This is a genomic window from Pseudomonas sp. PSB11, assembly GCF_014596605.1.
GTDB lineage: Bacteria > Pseudomonadota > Gammaproteobacteria > Pseudomonadales > Pseudomonadaceae > Aquipseudomonas > Aquipseudomonas umsongensis.
Map to the genome: position 1 here is coordinate 1 of NZ_NOIO01000018.1, position 18944 is coordinate 18944.

The following is an 18944-nucleotide window of genomic DNA, read 5'->3' on the forward strand; positions in this document are numbered from 1 at the left end:
GGCGCAAGCGCACCTGGGGGCTCGAAAGTGAGGGGGTAATCATCACGTGCTTGAGAGGCATATTCGTAGCCCACAGGTGCATGTTCCTTCCCTGATCAAAACTGACTTCCAGACACCGAAGTATGGAGGAGGAAAGGAACGGACAACCTATATCGAGAGGCCGAGTGGAGGTTCTGCGCAGTGGGTAAACCGGCAAGGATGCCGGTTTAGCCGCGCTGGGCCAAGGATGGCCCATCGCGGCGACCCACGGAGCAGGACCGGAGCGAGGGTACCCCGAGCCTCAGCGAGGGGCCGAACGCCAGGGGCAAGAGCCCTTGGTTACTTGGGGCTTTTCCAAGTGACTCGCTGTAAAAGCGAAACCGTAAGTGGCCGTTACCGCAGGAATGGATATGTACACCTGAAGGAGAAAAGTCGGCTGTGAGGCCGCCTTCGCCGGCAAGCCTGGCTCCTACAGTGGATCGGTGCAGCCGTGAGAGATGGATCGGCTGTCAGGCCGTCTTCGCGAGCAGGCTCGCTCCCACAAGGAATTGCGGTTGAGCATTGTCCTCGTGTTCAAGCTTGCTGACCGTCACCGTCGAACCGACAATTGATGATGTGATGCGAACCGACAGGTGTTGATCGCCCGGGGAGGTTTTCAAATGAATCAGTCATCGCAATCCATCCTGCGCGACCGCATCGACGCCGGTCGACGCTTGGTGGAGCCGCTGCTCCCCTATGCCCATCGCGCCGATGTAATCGTCCTGGCCTTGCCCCGGGGCGGCGTGCCTGTGGCCTATGAAGTGGCCACGGCGCTCGGCGTGCGCCTGGACCTGATGCTGGTGCGCAAGCTGGGTGTTCCGTCCCACCCGGAGTACGCCATGGGCGCCATTGCCAGTGGCGGTATCGAAATTCGTAATGAACAGGCGCTGCGGGCTCACCCCATTGAAAAAGCCGCGTTCCAGGCTGTGGTCGCCCGGGAAACCCAAGAGCTCTCGCGTCGCGAACGGGTTTATCGAGGCACGCGGACGCCGGTGCAGCTCAAGGACCAGGTGGTGATTCTGGTCGACGACGGGTTGGCGACAGGGGCCTCGATGTTGGCGGCAGTACAAGCGGTGCGAGTACAGGCGCCAGCGCGCCTCGTGGTGGCGGTGCCGGTGGCGCCGGTTGAAACGGTCCAGGCGTTGCGCCGTGAAGTGGATGAGTTGATCTGCCCGACCATGCCCGACTGGTTCATGTCGATCGGGCATTGGTACATGGATTTTTCCCAGACGTCGGATGCCGAGGTCATCGGGTTGTTGCAACGGGCGTGGGCAATCTAGGGACGAGTGGTTACAAATCCTTGCGGCCAGTGGAATTGACGGCCGTTCTTTGCTTTAGTCCTCCTGTTGCTGGCTAGCGTGTGTTCGACACTTGCCCATGAGGGCGCCCCGGCCCGGAGTGTTTCATGAACTCTCGATTCCTGCGGTTCTCGATCCTGGTCGTCCTGTTTGCGTTGGGCGTTGCTGCGCAGGCTGACGCCGTTGAGTACTCAGATGTGAACCCCAAGGCCAGCACCATCAGCTTCACCTACAATCAGGCGGGGTCGAGGGTCTACGGCACGTTCAGCCAGTTCGTCGGGGACCTTGAATTCGATACGAAAAACCCCGAGGCCGCCCGCGCCCATCTGACCATCGATCTGACCAGCATCGACGCCGGTAGTGAAGACGCCAATACCGAACTGCTAAAGCCTGCCTGGTTCGACACCGAGCGCTATCCGCAGGCGACCTTCGAATCAACGCGCATCAAGGATTTCGGCAATGACCGCTACCTGATTACCGGCAATCTGACGCTGCGAGGCTTGACGCGCAAGGTGGATGTGCCGGTCCTGCTCAAGGCCGAGGGCGGGGTCGGGATCTTCGTCGGCGAGCTGACGCTCAAGCGCAATGACTTCAAGATCGGGGAAGGTGAGTGGGCCGACAGTTTTGTTTCCAACGAAATCAATATCCAGTTTCGCATGGTCGCGCCACAGCGCTAGCGAGCGTGCGGGGGTAGTGAACAGTGACGGGAGATGAATATGCCAAAGAAAATCATCGTCGCATTCGACGGCACCTGGAACCTGCCTGATCAGGCGCCGGAGATCGATGGCGACGCCAGCACCAACGTGGTCAAGTTGCATGACGCGATCCTCCCCAGCCACAAGGACGGCACGGTGCAGAAGAAAATCTATGTCGCGGGGGTGGGTACAGACTGGTACGACAAGCTCGAGGGCGGGGCCTTTGGCGTCGGGCTGTCGAAGAAGATCAAGGATGGCTATATCGCCCTGGCCAAGCAGTACGAGGAGGGCGACCAGGTGTTCATTTTCGGTTTCAGCCGCGGTGCCTACTCAGCGCGTAGCCTGGTGGGGCTGATCCGCAACGTCGGGCTGCTGACGAAAAAACACATCGACCGTATCGATGAGGCCTACACCCTGTACCGCACCCGTGATTCGAGCGCGGATACGGAAAACGCCAGGTTCTTCCGCCAGAGTTACTCCCGGGAAATCGATATCCATTTCCTGGGTGTCTGGGACACGGTCGGCGCCTTGGGTGTTCCGTTCAAGTCGGCCGAGTGGTTCAACCACAAGTACTATGAGTTTCACGACACCGAGCTCAGCGGGATTGTGCGCAATGCCTTCCATGCCGTCGCCATCGACGAACATCGGGCCAATTACGAATGCACGTTATGGGACCCGATTGCCAAGCCCAATCAGGTGATGGAGCAGGTCTGGTTCTGCGGCGCGCACGCCAATGTGGGGGGCGGTTATGCCGATAACTCGCTGTCCGACATTCCATTACGCTGGATGGCGAACAAGGCGATGGAATGCGGACTGGAGCTCAATCCAAAAAAAATCCCCCGGCCACCGAATGCGCTTCCGGAGATCACCGACTCCTATCAGGACTTCCTGGGGGGCACCTATCGACTGTTGAACGCGCGCTATTTCCGGCCGATCGGCAAGACCCCGTTCGGTCAGGAATGCATTGATGACACCGTGCAGCAACGGGTGATCACGATCGCGAATTATCGGCCGAAAAATCATGTCGATGTGCATTTGACGGGCACTTATCTGCCGGTGAATAAAATCAGCTGACCCGCCCACTCGGCTTCGATTGCCAGCGGGAAGGGTGCATGGTCTGCCGGTGCATCCAGTGGCGGCCATCGCCGGCAGGCCAGCACCCACAAAGCTCGCTGGCGATGTGGCCTGCGGATTCGCGCCGGTGCCCCGGCGCCCTGATCCTGGCGCTTAAATCATCGGCGGCAGCTTATCCAGCAGCTTGTCCAGCGTGATCGGGTAGTCGCGCACCCGAATCCCCGTGGCGTTGTACACCGCATTGGCGATGGCGGCACTGACCCCGCAAATACCCAGCTCGCCAACCCCCTTGGCTTTCATCGGCGAGGACATCGGGTCGGTCTCATCGAGAAAAATCACCTCCTGGTGGGGGATGTCGGCATGCACCGGCACCTCGTACCCGGCCAGGTCATGATTGACGAAAAAGCCCAGGCGTTTGTCCACCACCAGGTCCTCCATCAGCGCCGCGCCGACGCCCATGGTCATCGCGCCAATCACCTGGCTGCGGGCCGATGTCGGGTTGAGAATGCGCCCGGCCGCGCACACCGCCAGCATGCGGCGCACGCGGGTTTCCCCGGTGGCGCTGTCGACCGCGACTTCGACGAAGTGCGCGCCGAAGGTCGATTGCTGGTACTGCTTGCTCAGCTCGCCGAATTCAATGCTGTCTTCGGCGACGATTTCGCCCGACTTCGCCGCATCGCGCAACGGCACGCTTTTACCACCCGCGCGCACTTCGCCATCGGTGAATTGCGCTTCGTTGACCTTCACCCCCAGGCGTTGCGCAACGGCCTCACGCAGCTTGACGCAGGCGGCATACACCCCCGCCGTCGAGCAGTTGCCGCCAAACTGCCCACCGGAGCCCGCCGAAACGGGAAAGCTCGAATCGCCCAGGCGCACGACCACGTTGTCCAGGCTGGCGCCCAGCATTTCTGCGGCTGTCTGGGCAATGATCGTGTAGCTGCCGGTGCCGATATCGGTCATGTCGGTTTCCACGGTGACGATTCCCTGATCATTCAGGCGGACTCGAGCACCGGACTTCACCAGCAGGTTATTGCGAAAGGCCACGGCAACCCCCATTCCGATCAACCAGCGACCTTCGCGCTGGGTGGCCGGTTGCGTGTGCCGTTGGCCCCAGCCAAAACGCTCGGCACCGGTGCGCAGGCATTCGACCAGGTGGCGCTGGGAAAAGGGCCGATCCGGTTTCGTGGGATCGACCTGGGTATCATTGAGGATGCGAAATTCCACGGGGTCGAGTTTCAGCTTCTCGGCCATTTCGTCCATGGCAATTTCCAGCGCCATCATGCCCGGCGTTTCACCCGGTGCGCGCATGGCGTTGCCTTCAGGCAGGTCGAGTGTCGACAGGCGCATGGTCACGCGACGATTTTCCCCGGCGTACAGCAGTTTGCTGGGTTGCGCGGCAAGTTCCACCTTGCCGCCTGGCAAGTCACCGGACCAGCCTTCGTGGGCCATGGCGCTGATCTTGCCGTCGCTGCCGGCACCGATGCGCAGGCGTTGGATGGTCGCGGGGCGGTGGGTGCAATTGTTGAAGATCAGCGGCCGGGCCAGCGCCACTTTGACCGGTCTGCCGGCCATGCGCGCCCCCAGGGCGGCCAGGAGCGCGTCGGCGCGGATAAACAGTTTGCCGCCGAACCCGCCGCCGATGTACGGCGAGATCAGGCGCACATTTTTCTTCGGTATGCCCAAGGTGGTCGCCAGGTCGGCGACCGACCAGTCAATCATCTGGTTCGAGGTCCACAGGGTCAGGCGGTCGCCGTCCCAGGCGGCCATCGAGGCCATGGGTTCCATCATCGCGTGGGCCTGGTCAGGCGTGGTGTAGGTGGCGTCCAGTTGCACCGGTGCCGCCGCGAACGCCGTTTCAAAATCCCCATGCAGGGTGTCTTCCATCTGCTCCTTGGGTTCCACCGCTGAGCCGCGTGAGCTGGCCAGATCGAATGCACCGTCTGTGCTTGTGTAGGTAATCTCCAGCCGTTCTGCGGCGGCGCGTGCCTGTTCGAAGGTTTCGGCGACCACCAGGGCCACGGCCTGGTGGTAGTGCTGGATCTCTGGCCCGCCGAGCAACCTGGCGGTGTTGTATTTGCCCTGGCCGAGCTTGCCGGCATTGGCGGCGGTGACGATGGCGATCACCCCGGGCGACGACTCGGCGGGCGCAAGGTTCATCGTAGCGATGCGCCCCTTGGCAATGGCTGAACCGACCACCACGCCATAGGCCTGGTTCGGCACGGCGTCATGGTGTTCGTAGGCGTAGGGCGCTTGGCCAGTGGTTTTCAGCGGCCCTTCGATGCGCGGGGTGGGCTGGCCGATGAACTTGCCTTGGTCGATGGGGTTGGTGGTGGCCGGGGTGTCGAATTTCATGCCTGGGCCCTCGCTTGCGCCATTACCGAAGCGAGCGTGCGCTCGACCAGTGTCAGTTTGAAGGCGTTTTCATGGGTGGGGGTGGCGCCGGCCAGTAGTTGTTCCGAGAGCGCTTTTGCGCCTTTGGCCATCGCTGTTTCTGCGCTCTCTACGCGCCACGGCTTGGGCGCGACGCCGCCCAGGGCCACGCGGCCGGAGCCGTCCTGCTGGATCACCGCGGCCACCGAGACAAGGGCGAATGCGTAGGAGGCGCGGTCCCGGACTTTCTGGTAAATGTGCGTGCCGCCAATCGGCGCCGGCAACGTCACGGCGGTAATCAACTCGTGGGGCGCCAGGGCGGTTTCGATATTCGGCGTATTGCCGGGCAATCGATGCAGGTCGGTGATGGCAATGACGCGTGTCGTGCCGTCGGGTCGAACCGTTTCAACCTGGGCATCGAGTGCGCGCATGGCCACGGCCATGTCGCTGGGATGGGTGGCAATGCAGGCATCGCTGACACCGATGATGCCCAGTTGCCGACTGAATCCGCCGATGGCGGCGCAGCCACTGCCGGGCTGGCGCTTGTTGCAGGCCTGATGGGTGTCGTAGAAGTACGGGCAGCGGGTGCGTTGCAGCAGGTTGCCGGCGGTCGTGGCCATGTTGCGCAGCTGGCCAGAGGCGCCAGCGAGGAGGGCGCGCGCGAGTACCGCATAATCTTTCCTGATGCGCGGGTCGGCGGCCAGGTCGGTGTTCCTGACCAGCGCACCGATTCTCAAGCCACCTTCGGGCGTGGCTTCGATGCGATCCAGTGCCAGGTGGTTGACGTCGATCAGTTGCGTCGGCGTCTCGATGTCCAGTTTCATCAGGTCCAACAGGTTGGTGCCGCCCGCAATGAATCGCGAGCCATGGACCTGTGCAGAGAGCGACGCGGCTTCGGCCGGCGACTGCGCACGCAGATAGTTAAAGGGTCTCATGCGCTGGCCTCCGCGACTTCGGTGATCGCCGCGATGATGTTGGAGTACGCACCGCAGCGGCAGATGTTGCCGCTCATGCGTTCCTGGAGTTCGCTGGCGATCAGCCTGGGTGGTTCGGTGAGATTCGGGCTGGCGTGGCTGGGAATGCCGTCGCGGATTTCACCCAGCACCGCGACTGCCGAGCAGATTTGCCCCGGCGTGCAATATCCGCATTGATAGCCGTCATGCTTGATGAACGCCGCCTGCATCGGATGCAGCTGGTCCGGCGTTCCGAGCCCTTCGATGGTGGTGACTTTCGCACCTTCGTGCATCACTGCCAGCGTCAGGCAGGAATTGATGCGCCGGCCGTCGACAATGACCGTGCAAGCGCCACATTGGCCGTGGTCGCAACCCTTCTTGGTGCCGGTGAGCTGCAGGTGTTCGCGCAACAGGTCGAGCAGGGTGGTGCGGGTGTCAAACTCCATTTCCTGCCGAGCATCGTTCACCCAGATCGACAGTTTGGTCTTGACCGGCTGCGCCGCGTTGGCGGCCGAAGCCTGTGCAGAAATGAACGGAGGCAGGATCACGGCCGCTGCGGTTACCACGCCCACGATCAGGAGTTCTCGTCGGGAAATCGTCATGACGTCGAGCATCGGTGCGTTTCCTATGGTTGATTGGCGATAACAGCCCTCATCCATTGACTGACCTGCGCGATCAGCGAAAAGTTTTAGCGGTTTTCAACGCTAGAGTCATGGGTGTGGCTCATGAATCGATCAAGACAGGCGAGTAACGCGGTCCGGCACGCTATGATAGGCAGTCGCGCCCATTCCCCGGAGTCAATCCCCGCAATGCCCCAGATCACCCACTACAAAACCCCGTGCCCTGAGTCGGTCAACAGCCAGATCCTGCAGATGGTGGTCGACAACCTGACCGACATCAGCATGGTCGCCATCGCGCCGAGCAACCTGTTGTACAACGTCTACCAGTACGCGATCGGCTACGAAGTGCATCTGTATCTGGAGGCCTTGAACGGGACGAAAGGCATTGAGGTGGAGTTGATCGTCGCCACGGATCTGGATGATCCGGACAAGGTCGCAGGTTTCCTGTTGTACCTGCCGGTCAAGGACGATCCCGACGCATGCAGCGTGGCCTATATGGCCGTGGATGCCGGTCATCGCCGACAGGGGATTGCACGCAGGATGCTGCGCGAGATGGTCGGTCGTTACCCGCATGCCGAACTGGCGTGCGCAGTGGCGAAGGTGCCGTACTTTGAGTCGATGGGCTTCGAGGTGGTGGGCGTGCGTGCCACCCAGGTGCTGATGAACACCCGTGATCATGGCAGCGACGGCTTGAGGGCGTTGCTGGATGTGGCGCCCATCTACAGCTCACTGGAGGTGCGGCAGATTCATACCTACCTGCTGCAAAAGCACGGCAAGCGGGCGATGCTCGATGCCGAGAAACAGCGGGACCGGCATCTGGACCAGTTGACGCGCAAGGCCAGCGAGTTCGTGCGCGAGCGATTGGAGCAACGCGGATAACCTGTAGGAGCGAGCATGCTCGTGATGGACGTTAACGATGACGCGTGCTGCCTGGGGAAACGCGTTGTCCTTGAAGCCATCGCGAGCATGCTCGCTCCTACAGGGTGATTTGCGATGGGTATCAGAATGCACAAAGCCCGGCCAGGTGCCGGGCTTTTTCAGGTCTGGTTTTCGCGCAGTTAAAAAAGAGCCTCAAAGCTCTTTGATGGGGAGAAGTAGAGCCCTTGAGGCTCAAGATGCGCATGAAGCAGGCGGTGAGCTTGATAGGGGTTCAGTGCACTCACCACCTACGCAACGGCTTGGACAAGCAAGCGATTGCGCAACTCCATCGTAGGAAGTTGGGGGGGCGGTCTCAAGTACCACTAGTCGAATCCCCCCACAAGTGTCAGCTTCTGCGATTGTCCTTCCCGGGCCAACCGGCCTGGTTCAGGGCCTTGAGCAGCGTTTCGGCATCCAGCCCCGGCGCCGCGTGGCCGTTACCTTCCGTCGTTTCGGCTGCGAGCAAGGCGTTGATGATGGCTTCTTCGACAGCCTCGGTGGCCGCCAGGAACAATTCGCTGATGTGATCGTTATTGACCATGCTCAGGTTATCGCAGGTTGGCGCTTTTTTACTCTCGTAAGCCGCTGGCGGCACATGCTGGTTGCCGGTGGCGAACGCGATGAAGATGTCGCCGCTGTGGTCTTCATTGCCGCCCCCGGTGCGGGCCAGGCCGAGGCTGGCGCGTTGGGCCAGGCGGGTGCATTGGTGCGGCAGCAAGGGCGCGTCGGTGGCCAGGCACACCACGATCGAGCCCATGCCCGGGTGCGGCAGTGCCGCCTTGAGAAACGGTGAGTCGACCTGTTCCATGTAGCGCCCGACCGGGTAGCCATCGACGCGCAACTCATTGCGAATGCCATGGTTGGCCTGGACGATCGCGCCCACCGTCCAGCCACCCTGGGCACGGCTCAAGCGTCGCGAAGCGGTGCCGATGCCGCCCTTGAACTCGTGACAGATCATGCCGCTACCACCGCCGACATTGCCTTCGGCTACAGGGCCGCCGACCGCCGCGTGCAGGGCTTGGGCGACATGCTCGGGCTTCACATGGAAGCCATTGATGTCATTGAGCAAGCCGTCGTAGGTCTCCAGCACCACCGGCATGTTCCAGTAGAGCCGCCCGTCGTCAGGTTGCTGCTCACGGTCCAGTACGATCAAGGCATCGCGCACCACGCCCAGGCTATGGGTGTTGGTAAAGGCGATCGGGCTGGTCAACAGACCCGCTTCGCGAATCCACTCAAGGCCCGTGGCATCGCCGTTGCCATTGAGCACATGGACCCCGGCAAAACACGGTTGCTGGCTGGTGGAACCGGCACGGGGCTCAATCACGGTCACCCCGGTGACGATATCGCGACCCTTGGCGGTGCGACCGCGTACATCGCTATGACCGACCCGCACGCCGGGTACATCGGTGATCGCGTTGAGGGGACCGGGCTGCAGCTGGCCAAACTGGATGTTGAGATCGCGGGCACGTGGTTTCATGGGGGTTCTCATCTTCAAGGTAATGACAAAAAGGAAATCGTTCGGGCGCGGAACCTGTGGGAGCGAGCCTGCTCGCGAATGCGGTGCATCAGGCAAGGTTGATGTCGACTGACACTCCGCTTTCGCGAGCAGGCTCGCTCCCACAAGGGATTGGCGGTGGTGCAGCTACTGACCGTTCTTGACCTTGCTCCAGATCCGCGTGCGCACACGCTCGGTGGCCGGCGGCAAGGGTTGCAGGGTGAACAAGGTGGCCATGGCTTCAGCCGACGGATAAACAGCCGGGTTGGTCCGCGTCGCTTCGGCCACCAGCGCTGTCGCGTTACGGTTGCCGTTGGGGTAGTTGAGGTGATTACTGACCGGGGCGATGACCTCGGCGCGCATCAGGTAGTCGATGAAGGCCAGGCCTTGTTGCGGATGCGGTGCGTCCTTGAGCAATACCAGCGTGTCGAACCACACTGGTGCTCCTTCCTTGGGCAAGCTGTAGGCGATCTTCACGCCATTGCCGGCCTGCTCGGCGGTGGCCTTGGCTTCGAGCATGGCGCCGGACCAACCCACGGCGACGCAGATGTTGCCGTTGGACAGGTCACTGATGAACTTCGACGAATTGAAGTAGGCGATATGTGGCCGCAGCTTGAGCAGCAGCGCTTCGGCCTTTTTGTAGTCTTCAGGGTTGGTGCTGTTGGGCGCCAGGCCCAGGTAGTGCAGGGCGACCGGCAGCATTTCCGCGGGCGAGTCGAGCATCGCCACCCCGCATTCGCCAAGTTTGGCCAGGTTCTCTTCCTTGAACACCAGGTCCCAGGAATCCACCGGCGCCTTGTCGCCCAGCACGGCGCGCACTTTGTCCACGTTATAACCAATGCCGTTGGTGCCCCACAGATACGGCACGGCGTACTGGTTGCCCGGATCGTTGTTGGCCAGTTTCGCCAGCAGATCGGTGTCCATGTTGTTGAAATCGGGCATCTCGGCGCGGGGCAGAGGGGCGAGGGCGCCCGCCTTGATCAGGGTTGGCAGACTGAAGTTGCTGGCCACGACCACGTCGTAGCCGCTGCGGCTGGTGAGCAGTTTGCCTTCGAGGACTTCGGCACTGTCGAAGGTGTCGTAGACCGGCTGGATACCGGTGTCCCGCTTGAAGTCATGCAGGGTATTGGGGCCGATGTAGTCGTACCAGTTGTACACGTGCACGGTGGGGCCATCGGCAGCAACCGCTGATAGCGAAGCCACCAGACAGGCGCCCAGCCCCAGATTGAAATACGAGCGGTGACCAATCATGATGCGGCACTCCTGGCCTGCTGCAGGCCGGTGATGATCAGGAGTTTGCAGCGTATCGATCGGGGTGGCCGTTACCCATTCCCATGATGGGTTACTCAAAAGGGGTAGTGCGTGGACGCGTTGTTGAAAGAGTTACCGCTGCACCACGGACTGGCGCGGGTATTTGGCGTGTTGGGCCAGGACGCATTCTGGCGTGCGCTGGTCGACACCCTGCGCTTGCTGGTGCCGCTGGACAACGCCTTGGTCGCGGTGATGCAACCAGGGCGGGTGCCGCGCCTGCTGATCGATTTCGACGCCAGGGGCAGCGGAGATGAGCATGAAGAACTGGCGGACTACAGCGCCGGCATGTACTTGCTCGACCCGTTTTACCTGGCCGTCTGCGCCGGCATCGCCGATGGGTTGCACAGCCTCGACTCGGTGGCGCCGGACCAGTTTCAGCAAAGCGAGTACTACCTGAGCTACTTTCGCACGGTGGTAGGTGGGGACGAATTGCAGTTCATGGTCAACGTCGACGGCGCCGTCCTCGGTTTGTCCCTCGGACGCGCGACACGCTTCACGCTGCAAGAGCAGGGACGCCTGCTGTGCGTACGCGACTGGGTGCTGGCGGCGATGCGTCGGCACCTGCAATTGCTACCGCCGGAAGGCCAGGCGGTCGAAGCCGTAGCCGGGGACCTGGCGACCTTGCTCGATCGCTTCGATGCACGTTTGTCGGTGCGCGAAATCGAAACCGCACGCCTGATTCTCCAGGGTTTCTCCAGCAAGGCCATCGCCCAGCGGATGGGTATTTCCCCGGAGACGGTGAAGGTGCATCGGCGCAATCTCTATCACAAGCTCAACGTGAACGGGCATGGTGAGTTGTTTGCCTTGGTGCTTAATCCGCCAGGGTAAACACCAGCGCCTTCAACCCACACTCTACATCGGCATCCGGAAACTCCGGCGGATTGTCCAGCCGCCGTTCAAAGCGCAGGCTCGGCGCTTCGCGGGTCACCCCGTCGATGAGGAAGTCCGCACCGAAGGCCGGATCGTTCATGCAGGCCAGCACCGTGCCTCGGGGGGCGAGCAGTTCCGGCAGGCGACGCAGCACCCGTTGGTAGTCCTTGGTCAGCAGGAAACTGCCTTTCTGGAAGGATGGCGGGTCGATGATCACCAGATCATAGGGGCCCTTGCCGATGACTTTGCCCCAGGATTTGAACAGGTCGTGACCGAGAAAGGTTACCTTGCCCAGGTCATGCCCGTTGAGCCGGTGATTGTCGCGACCGCGGCTCAGGGCGGGGCTGGACATGTCCAGGTTGACCACGTGGGCCGCGCCGCCTTCGATGGCCGCCACCGAAAAGCCGCAGGTGTAGGCGAACAGGTTCAGCACGCGTTTGCCCTGGGCATTGGCCCGCACCCAGTCGCGACCATAGCGCATGTCGAGGAATAGCCCGGTGTTCTGCTTGCGCCCCAGGTCCACTCGATACTTCAGGCCGCCCTCGGTGATGGTCATTTCCTCGATGACGTCCCCGAGTAGCCATTCGGTGGTGCTTTGCAGCAGGTAGCGGTGTTGCAGCAGCAAGGTATGCGCGCCGGATTGCGTCCATGCCGCTGACTGCGTGAGCTCCTGCAATAGCTGCTTCAAGGCGTCCAGTTGCGCAGGCTCGGGTTCCTTGAACAACGCCACCAGCACCACACCCTGCAACCAGTCGACGGTCACTTGCTCCAGCCCCGGCCAGCAGCGACCACGGCCGTGGAACAGGCGGCGGGTTTCGGCGGGAGCCGCCGCCAGGGCGGTCGACAAATGCGCGTGGAGGGTGGCGAGGGCTTCAGGATTCATCGGTCTGGGTCGGCAATTTCAGGGGGCGGCATTTAACCATAATTGCATCCCGAATATTGCGCGACTCTGTAGGAGCTGCCGCAGGCTGCGATCTTTTTATCTTAAAAGCAAAGTCAAAAGATCGCAGCCTGCGGCAGCTCCTACAGGGAGGGGGAATAGTGAGTTATCACATTTAATTTAACTTTACGTGAGGATTTGGCGATCTTCCGGCCCCCATACTCGGCTCCAACGAACCACAACCGGGAGCCGGACATGTCGCAGTCAACTGCTTCACCCAAGGCCAGCCATCCTCTCTGGCTGCGGCTCACCCATTGGCTGAACGCCCTGGCGGTGCTGGTGATGGTGACCAGTGGCTGGCGCATCTACAACGCCTCGCCGCTCTACGATTTCAGCTTTCCCAAGGCGATCACCCTGGGGGGCTGGCTGGGCGGCGCCTTGCAATGGCACTTCGCGGCGATGTGGTTTCTCGCCCTCAACGGCCTCGTGTATCTGCTCATCAACCTGATCAGTGGTCGCCTGAAACGACGCTTCTTCCCGGTGTCCCCCAAGGGCGTGCTGCATGACCTGTGGGCCGCGTTGCGGGGCCGCTTGGCGCATGCCGACCTGAGTCACTACAACCAGGTGCAGCGTGTGGCGTACCTGTTCGTGATGGTCGATATCACGCTGCTGGTGATCTCCGGGCTGGTGCTGTGGAAGTCGGTGCAGTTCCCGCTGTTGCGTGAATTGCTTTGGGGCTACGAAGGTGCGCGCCATGTGCATTTCATCGCGATGGCGCTGTTGGTGGCCTTCGTCGCGGTCCACCTGGTGATGGTGGCACTGGTTCCCAAAACACTGTTGGCCATGATTGTCGGTCGCAAGGAGCCCATATGAAAAAGCCCATTCAAGACGTCGGGCTGGATGAGTCATCCATCCTGACCGACGCGCGTAAAATCCTCGCCCCGCAGATCGAAGACCGCTCCCGCCGCTCGTTCCTGCTGCGTGGCCTGACACTCGGCGGCGTGGCCATGTTGTCCGGTTGCAACCTCACCGACAACGACAGCGTCGAGACCGCGTTGTCCTCCATGTCGCGCTTTAACGACCGGGTGCAAGGCTGGCTGTTCAACCCCAATGCCATGGCGCCGACCTACCCGGCGTCGATGATCACCCGGCCATTTCCGTTCAATGCCTTCTACGGCATCGACGAAGCGCCGACGGTGGAGGAGGACAGCTATCGGCTGGAGGTCACCGGCCTGGTGGCGGACAAGCGCACCTGGCGGCTCGAAGAGCTGCGCGCCATGGCGCAAACGGAGCAGATCACCCGGCATATCTGCGTCGAAGGCTGGAGCGCGATCGGTCGTTGGGGCGGTGTGCGCTTCAGCGACTTCCTGAAACGGGTCGGAGCCGATACTGACGCCAAATACGTCGGCTTCAAGTGCGCCGACGATTACTACACCAGCATCGACATGGCCACCGCACTGCATGCGCAAACCCTGTTGACGCTGACCTATGACGGCGCTGTGCTACCGCGCGAATACGGCTTCCCGATGAAACTGCGCATGCCCACCAAGCTCGGCTACAAGAATCCCAAGCACATCCAGGCGATTTTCGTCAGCAACACCTACAGCGGCGGCTACTGGGAAGACCAAGGCTACAACTGGTTCGGTGGCAGCTGACGCAACCCCGGCAATCCCCCTCGTCCACACCCAATGCATCAAGGAGTTCCACCATGAAAAAGTTGACCACTGTTGTTCTGTCCATGTGCCTGGCCATCGGCGCTGCCAGTGTTTTTGCTGGCGATACGATGAGCAAGGACAGCATGAGCAAAGATTCGATGTCCAAGGACGCCATGCATAAGGACGCCATGAAAAAGGATTCGATGGCCAAGGACACGATGAGCAAGGACACCATGTCCAAGGATGCCATGAGCAAGGACGGCATGAAGAAAGACGCCATGTCCAAGGACGCTATGAAAAAAGACCCGATGTCCCGGTAAACGTCTCGCAAACACCGATTTCGTCTTCTGTTTGTATCAAAAATGAATTTCCGCAGAGACCACCGCTCATACCTGTAGGTAGCGGATTTCAAGCCCGCATATAAACTGGTGTGATCAGGGAGCGGCAAGGTCATGAGTCGAGAATCGACAGCGGGCGGACAGCTTCATGGCGGGTTGATTCTGGTAGTTGAAGACGACCCGCTGATCCTGGAGTTTCTTTGCGAAATTCTTCAAGAGGAAGGCTATGTCGTGCAAGCGCAAACCAGCGCGGACGCCGCATCGGAGTATTTACAGAGCCACGCACCCGAAGTCGGGATGCTTCTCACGGACATCACCATGCCGGGAACGCTCAACGGCGCGGACCTGGCCAATTTGTTCGGAGATCGTTGGCCGGACAAACCGATCATGATCATGTCCGGCTTCGAAACCCCTGAAACTTCCGGGGTCCGGCATGATGTCTCGTTTATCAAGAAACCCTGGGCGCTGGGTCAATTGCTTGATTGCGTGGACGGCGCCCTGAAATCACGACGTCCGCTGTAGGAGCTGCCGCAGGCTGTATCGTTGGATCTTGAAGATTGCAGCCTGCGACAGTTCGATTGATCGTGTACATTTCCAAGGGCATCCCCCCGATCCTTGAGATAGGAAGGACCCTTTGTCTGCTCCCGAATCCGTCTTGAACGTCCCTTACCGTGCCTTCCTGTTCGACATGGACGGTACCATCCTTACGTCAATTGCCGCCGCCGAGCGCGTCTGGGCTGCTTGGGCCGTGCGTCACAGCGTCGATGTCGAGACCTTCCTGCCGACCATTCACGGCGTCCGCGCCATCGACACCATCAATCGCCTGGCATTGCCCGGAGTTGATGCCGAGGCCGAAGCGGCGTGGATCACCGAAGCTGAAATCGAGGATGTCGAGGGCGTCGAAGAAGTGGCGGGCGCGGCGCGCTTTCTCCAGTCTTTACCAGCCGATCAATGGGCTATCGTGACCTCCGCCCCGAGGGCGCTGGCGTTGCGGCGGATGGCAGCCGCGAGGATTCCCGAGCCGGCTGTGCTGGTCACTGCCGAAGATGTCGCCGCTGGCAAACCTGACCCTGCCGGTTATCGATTGGCTGCGCAGCGGCTGGATGTAGAGATATCGGATTGCCTGGTTTTTGAAGATGCAGCGGTAGGCATTCTCGCAGCCGAGGCGGCGGGGGCGGATTTACTGATTGTCACGGCGACGCATGAGCAGCCGATTGTGACGGCGCACGCCACGTTGGCAGGTTATGACGAGGTCGTTGCCCGCGTAGACGCCCACGGCGTGATTCGACTTCGCACGCTCCACCCTGGGAGCGAGCCTGCTCGCGAACGCTGACTTCCAGCCGACATAAACGTTGCCTGACACTGCGCTTTCGCGAGCAGGCTCGCTCCCACAGTGGGGGTGTGTCTCAGTAGATTTTCGGGATCAACCGCCAGCTCCGGGCGCAATAAGCGTCATATTCACTGCCAAATTGCGCCCGTAACAATGCTTCCTCGGCATGAATGCGCGCGATCAGCGGAATCACCGTCAACGCAGCCAGCAGCAACCCGACCCCCGAACGAAACGCCAGGGCCCAACCCACGGCAATCACCAACATCCCCAGGTAACTGGGGTTGCGCAAGCGACGATAGATCCCGTCGGTCACCAGGCGATGCCCCGGCTGGATCGCCACCAGCCCACTGAAGCGTTTGCCGAGCACGAACACCGGCCACATTCGCAGCACGCCGCCGATGATGAAGAGCAGCGCCCCGAGCCAACGCACGCCTTCGCCACCGAAGGTCCAGAAGTCGACGCGGTCGGTGTAGGCCGGGAAAAAACCACTCAATATCCCGATCACCCCGAACGCTGGCAGTACCCAGCGATTGGCCCTGTCTTCGCGCTCACCGGAACTCAGGTTGACCTCGGTAAACAGCGAAGCGATGGCCATGACCAGCGTTGCAAGCGCAACCACCACCAAGGCGGCATGGGAAAAAAACGCCGCGAAGCCACCCAGCCCCCAAATTGCCAGCATGAGGTAGGCGAGGGTGGAGACGATGGCGAAAAACGCCAGTTTGGCCGAGATTTTCATAGGCGATACCCCCGACACTCCCAGTGTAGCGCCGATCGTTCCACGCTCTGCGTGGGGAACGATCATCATTGGGCCGCTGATCGCGCATTGCGCCTGAACACCTGCGGTGGTTGCCCGAACGTTCGAAGGAACGCTTCGCGCATGCGCCGCGGATCGATAAACCCGCTTTCCAAGGCGATCTGCTCGAGTGTCAGGCGGCCACCCTCAAGCATCTGCCGTGCCGCCTCCAGGCGCAGGTTCTCGATGGCCTTGGCGGGCGACTGGCCGGTTTCGGTACGGAACGCACGGCTGAATTGCCGCGAACTGAGACTCGCCACTTGGGCCAGTTGTTCCACCGATAACGTCTGCGCGAGGTGCTCCCGAGCGTAGGCGAGGACGGTCTGGATACGGTCGGATTTCGGCGCCAGTTCCAGCAGCGCCGAGTGTTGTGATTGACCGCCAGCACGGCGGTGGTACATCACCAGTTTCTGCGCTACGGCACGTGCGAGTTCGGCACCGTGATCCTTTTCGACCATGGCCAGCGCCAGGTCGATGCCGGCGGTCATGCCGGCGGAGGTCCAGATCGCGCCGTCGATGACGTAGATTCGGTCGGGTTCAACCTTGATCGATGGAAAGCGTTCTTGCAGTTGCCGTGCATAAGCCCAATGCGTGGTAGCCCGCCGGCCCTCAAGCAATCCGGCCTGGGCCATGACAAAGGCTCCAGAGCAAATCGACGCGGTACGGCGGGCAGTCCTGGCGCTGGCACGCACGTAGTCGAGTACACCCTCGGGCGCCTGCTCGAGGATGGTGTCGCCACCCACCACGATCACCGTATCGAACAGCCGTTCGTCGAACGCCTCGGTGCCAACATTCAGGCCACCAGAAGCGCGCAAGGTGCGGCCGTCTTCGGACAGTACACGCACGTCATACAGGGCTTGCCCAGCACTGAAATTGGCATATTCGAATACCGGCATGGCTGCCAGCGCCATGGATTGGAAACCCTCGAACACTACAAACGCCACGCTGATCATCGCCGATCCTCAAACCAGATGTCCGAAAAATAGATGTCCTGAAAACGTAGGTTAAACGTCATTTGCGACAGACGCGAGTCCATTTATAACAGTTCCTGACCGGCGATTGTCTCGCCTCACTGTGAAGGAAAATGAACATGGCTCTCTCCTCCAAAGGCACTGCGTTGATCACTGGCGCCTCTTCGGGCATCGGCGCAGTGTATGCCGACCGTCTCGCCCGGCAGGGTTACGACCTGATCCTGGTCGCGCGCAGTCAGGCAAAGCTCGTCACGCTGGCCAACCGGCTGAGCGACCAGACCGGCCGTAACGTGGAAGTGGTCGCCGCGGATCTGAAAGACAAAACCGACTTGTTGCGGGTCGAAAAGATACTGCGAAGTGACGCGAGCATCACGTTGTTGCTTAACAACGCTGGCGTTGGCGCGGTCATGCCGTTGCTCGGCAGCCCCGTGGATGACATGGAAGACATGATCGGCCTCAACGTCACCGCGCTGACACGCCTGGCCTATGCGACAGTACCGGGCTTCGTCGAACGCGGTGCCGGGACCGTGATCAACATTTCGTCGATCGTCGCCATCGCCCCGGAAATCCTCAACGGTGTGTATGGCGGGACCAAGGCATTTGTCCTGGGCCTGAGCCAATCGATGCACCGGGAACTGGCGGATAAAGGCATTCGTATCCAGGCCGTGTTGCCGGGCGCGACCGCCACCGACTTCTGGAGCGAGGCTGGCAACCCGGTGGAGAATTTGCCGCAGGAGATTGTGATGTCCGCCGAAGACATGGTCGATGCCGCACTGGTGGGGCTGGAGAGGGGGGAAGTGGTGACCATTCCGGGATTACACGACGGGGAGCAGTGGGATCGCTACGAAGCGCAGCGCCAGGTGCTGTCCGGGCTGTTCGGCAATTCCACGGCAGCGGCGCGTTATCGATAGATTGAGTGTGCGCTTTTGGTCCCCATCGCGGGCAAGTCCGCGATGGGGATATCAACAACACCGCGCTACATAGATCATTACTGACCAGCCGGAACGCCTTCCTGGACAAGGATGGCGCGAGCCAGGTCTTCGTCGCTGGCGCTGTTGAGGTCAGGATGCTGTTGGCGAATCCGCTGCAGTACCTGCTCCAGATAAACGCCACGAATCGCGCCGCCACTGGCCACGAAGCTGGAGGCGTCATCCCGGGCGGGGATCATCAGTTTGTCATCCTTGAATGTCGAGTACAGCGAGGCGGAAACCCCGGCCGACGTGGCGACATCCTTTGCATCCACATCGGCCATCGCGGAGCCGACAGGTAAGCACAGCAAAAGGGAAGAAATGATAATCAGACGGCGCATGACGGTGTCCTCTGAAGACGTGAAGCAAAAAGGAAGTCTCTCACCC

General features: G+C 61.2%; 20 protein-coding genes. 11 read left to right on the plus strand and 9 right to left on the minus strand.

From position 1 onward, the window contains the following. Positions 1–638: 638 nt before the first annotated feature. From CGA21_RS19600 to CGA21_RS19610, 3 genes are all read left to right on the plus strand, one after another. Positions 639–1298: a phosphoribosyltransferase gene (locus CGA21_RS19600; protein ID WP_188264841.1), complete on the plus strand. Its 660-nt coding sequence runs from the start codon at positions 639–641 to the stop codon at positions 1296–1298. A 125-nt stretch (positions 1299–1423) separates the two neighbouring features. Further along, positions 1424–1993 (plus strand): YceI family protein, encoded by a 570-nt coding sequence (locus CGA21_RS19605; protein WP_188264842.1) that lies wholly within the window; start codon positions 1424–1426, stop codon positions 1991–1993. Between the two features lie 39 nt (positions 1994–2032). Then, complete coding sequence (locus tag CGA21_RS19610) at positions 2033–3085, plus strand: DUF2235 domain-containing protein (RefSeq protein ID WP_110750852.1); 1053 nt, start codon at positions 2033–2035, stop codon at positions 3083–3085. A gap of 153 nt (positions 3086–3238) precedes the next feature. Here CGA21_RS19610 and paoC read toward each other — a convergent pair whose 3' ends face one another. The 3 genes from paoC to paoA are packed head-to-tail and all read right to left on the minus strand — an operon-like array spanning position 3239 to position 7010. Then, positions 3239–5437 carry an aldehyde oxidoreductase molybdenum-binding subunit PaoC gene (gene paoC / locus CGA21_RS19615; protein WP_188264843.1) on the minus strand — a complete coding sequence of 733 codons (2199 nt, stop codon included), beginning with the start codon at positions 5435–5437 and terminating at the stop codon, positions 3239–3241. Continuing rightward, positions 5434–6390: an FAD binding domain-containing protein gene (locus tag CGA21_RS19620; RefSeq protein ID WP_188264844.1), complete on the minus strand. Its 957-nt coding sequence runs from the start codon at positions 6388–6390 to the stop codon at positions 5434–5436. Before CGA21_RS19620 ends, paoC begins: the two co-directional genes overlap by 4 nt. Next, positions 6387–7010 (minus strand): aldehyde dehydrogenase iron-sulfur subunit PaoA, encoded by a 624-nt coding sequence (paoA, locus tag CGA21_RS19625; RefSeq protein ID WP_179053764.1) that lies wholly within the window; start codon positions 7008–7010, stop codon positions 6387–6389. Before paoA ends, CGA21_RS19620 begins: the two co-directional genes overlap by 4 nt. A gap of 207 nt (positions 7011–7217) precedes the next feature. Here paoA and CGA21_RS19630 point away from each other — a divergent pair, with 207 nt between their 5' ends. Next, entirely contained in the window at positions 7218–7907 is a 690-nt protein-coding gene (locus CGA21_RS19630; RefSeq protein ID WP_179053758.1) for a GNAT family N-acetyltransferase, read from the plus strand. A 385-nt stretch (positions 7908–8292) separates the two neighbouring features. On the opposite strand, the gene CGA21_RS19635 is transcribed toward CGA21_RS19630, so the two are convergent. Further along, positions 8293–9423: a P1 family peptidase gene (locus tag CGA21_RS19635; protein WP_188264845.1), complete on the minus strand. Its 1131-nt coding sequence runs from the start codon at positions 9421–9423 to the stop codon at positions 8293–8295. Between the two features lie 165 nt (positions 9424–9588). Then, positions 9589–10692 carry a polyamine ABC transporter substrate-binding protein gene (locus CGA21_RS19640; RefSeq protein WP_110750843.1) on the minus strand — a complete coding sequence of 368 codons (1104 nt, stop codon included), beginning with the start codon at positions 10690–10692 and terminating at the stop codon, positions 9589–9591. A 111-nt stretch (positions 10693–10803) separates the two neighbouring features. Here CGA21_RS19640 and CGA21_RS19645 point away from each other — a divergent pair, with 111 nt between their 5' ends. Beyond that, entirely contained in the window at positions 10804–11580 is a 777-nt protein-coding gene (locus CGA21_RS19645; protein WP_110750841.1) for a helix-turn-helix transcriptional regulator, read from the plus strand. Here the strand turns inward: CGA21_RS19645 and CGA21_RS19650 are convergent. Further along, complete coding sequence (locus CGA21_RS19650) at positions 11564–12505, minus strand: class I SAM-dependent methyltransferase (RefSeq protein ID WP_110750839.1); 942 nt, start codon at positions 12503–12505, stop codon at positions 11564–11566. The genes CGA21_RS19645 and CGA21_RS19650 overlap by 17 nt on opposite strands. 252 nt (positions 12506–12757) lie before the next feature. Here CGA21_RS19650 and CGA21_RS19655 point away from each other — a divergent pair, with 252 nt between their 5' ends. From CGA21_RS19655 to CGA21_RS19675, 5 genes are all read left to right on the plus strand, one after another. Continuing rightward, entirely contained in the window at positions 12758–13375 is a 618-nt protein-coding gene (locus CGA21_RS19655; RefSeq protein ID WP_110750837.1) for a cytochrome b/b6 domain-containing protein, read from the plus strand. Beyond that, the gene (locus CGA21_RS19660) at positions 13372–14157 is read left to right on the plus strand and encodes a molybdopterin-dependent oxidoreductase (protein WP_188264846.1); all 786 of its coding nucleotides are present in this window, start codon (positions 13372–13374) and stop codon (positions 14155–14157) included. The genes CGA21_RS19655 and CGA21_RS19660 overlap by 4 nt, the downstream gene beginning before the upstream one ends. Before the next feature lie 53 nt (positions 14158–14210). Next, positions 14211–14477, plus strand: a complete 267-nt coding sequence (locus CGA21_RS19665) for a pentapeptide MXKDX repeat protein (RefSeq protein ID WP_110750834.1) — start codon at positions 14211–14213, stop codon at positions 14475–14477. 132 nt (positions 14478–14609) lie between these two features. Continuing rightward, positions 14610–15017 (plus strand): response regulator, encoded by a 408-nt coding sequence (locus CGA21_RS19670; RefSeq protein WP_110750832.1) that lies wholly within the window; start codon positions 14610–14612, stop codon positions 15015–15017. Between the two features lie 112 nt (positions 15018–15129). Further along, the gene (locus tag CGA21_RS19675; protein WP_188264847.1) at positions 15130–15828 is read left to right on the plus strand and encodes an HAD-IA family hydrolase; all 699 of its coding nucleotides are present in this window, start codon (positions 15130–15132) and stop codon (positions 15826–15828) included. 73 nt (positions 15829–15901) lie between these two features. On the opposite strand, the gene CGA21_RS19680 is transcribed toward CGA21_RS19675, so the two are convergent. Together CGA21_RS19680 and CGA21_RS19685 are read right to left on the minus strand one after the other, a co-directional pair. Beyond that, positions 15902–16561 carry a methyltransferase family protein gene (locus tag CGA21_RS19680; protein WP_188264848.1) on the minus strand — a complete coding sequence of 220 codons (660 nt, stop codon included), beginning with the start codon at positions 16559–16561 and terminating at the stop codon, positions 15902–15904. 65 nt (positions 16562–16626) lie between these two features. Beyond that, positions 16627–17571, minus strand: coding sequence for a GlxA family transcriptional regulator (locus tag CGA21_RS19685; RefSeq protein WP_110750826.1), 945 nt, complete (start codon positions 17569–17571; stop codon positions 16627–16629). Positions 17572–17708: 137 nt separating this feature from the next. Here CGA21_RS19685 and CGA21_RS19690 point away from each other — a divergent pair, with 137 nt between their 5' ends. Continuing rightward, positions 17709–18500, plus strand: a complete 792-nt coding sequence (locus CGA21_RS19690) for an SDR family NAD(P)-dependent oxidoreductase (RefSeq protein ID WP_188264849.1) — start codon at positions 17709–17711, stop codon at positions 18498–18500. 77 nt (positions 18501–18577) lie between these two features. Here the strand turns inward: CGA21_RS19690 and CGA21_RS19695 are convergent, their stop codons facing one another. Continuing rightward, positions 18578–18898 carry a DUF2388 domain-containing protein gene (locus CGA21_RS19695; RefSeq protein WP_033044188.1) on the minus strand — a complete coding sequence of 107 codons (321 nt, stop codon included), beginning with the start codon at positions 18896–18898 and terminating at the stop codon, positions 18578–18580. Positions 18899–18944: the final 46 nt, after the last annotated feature.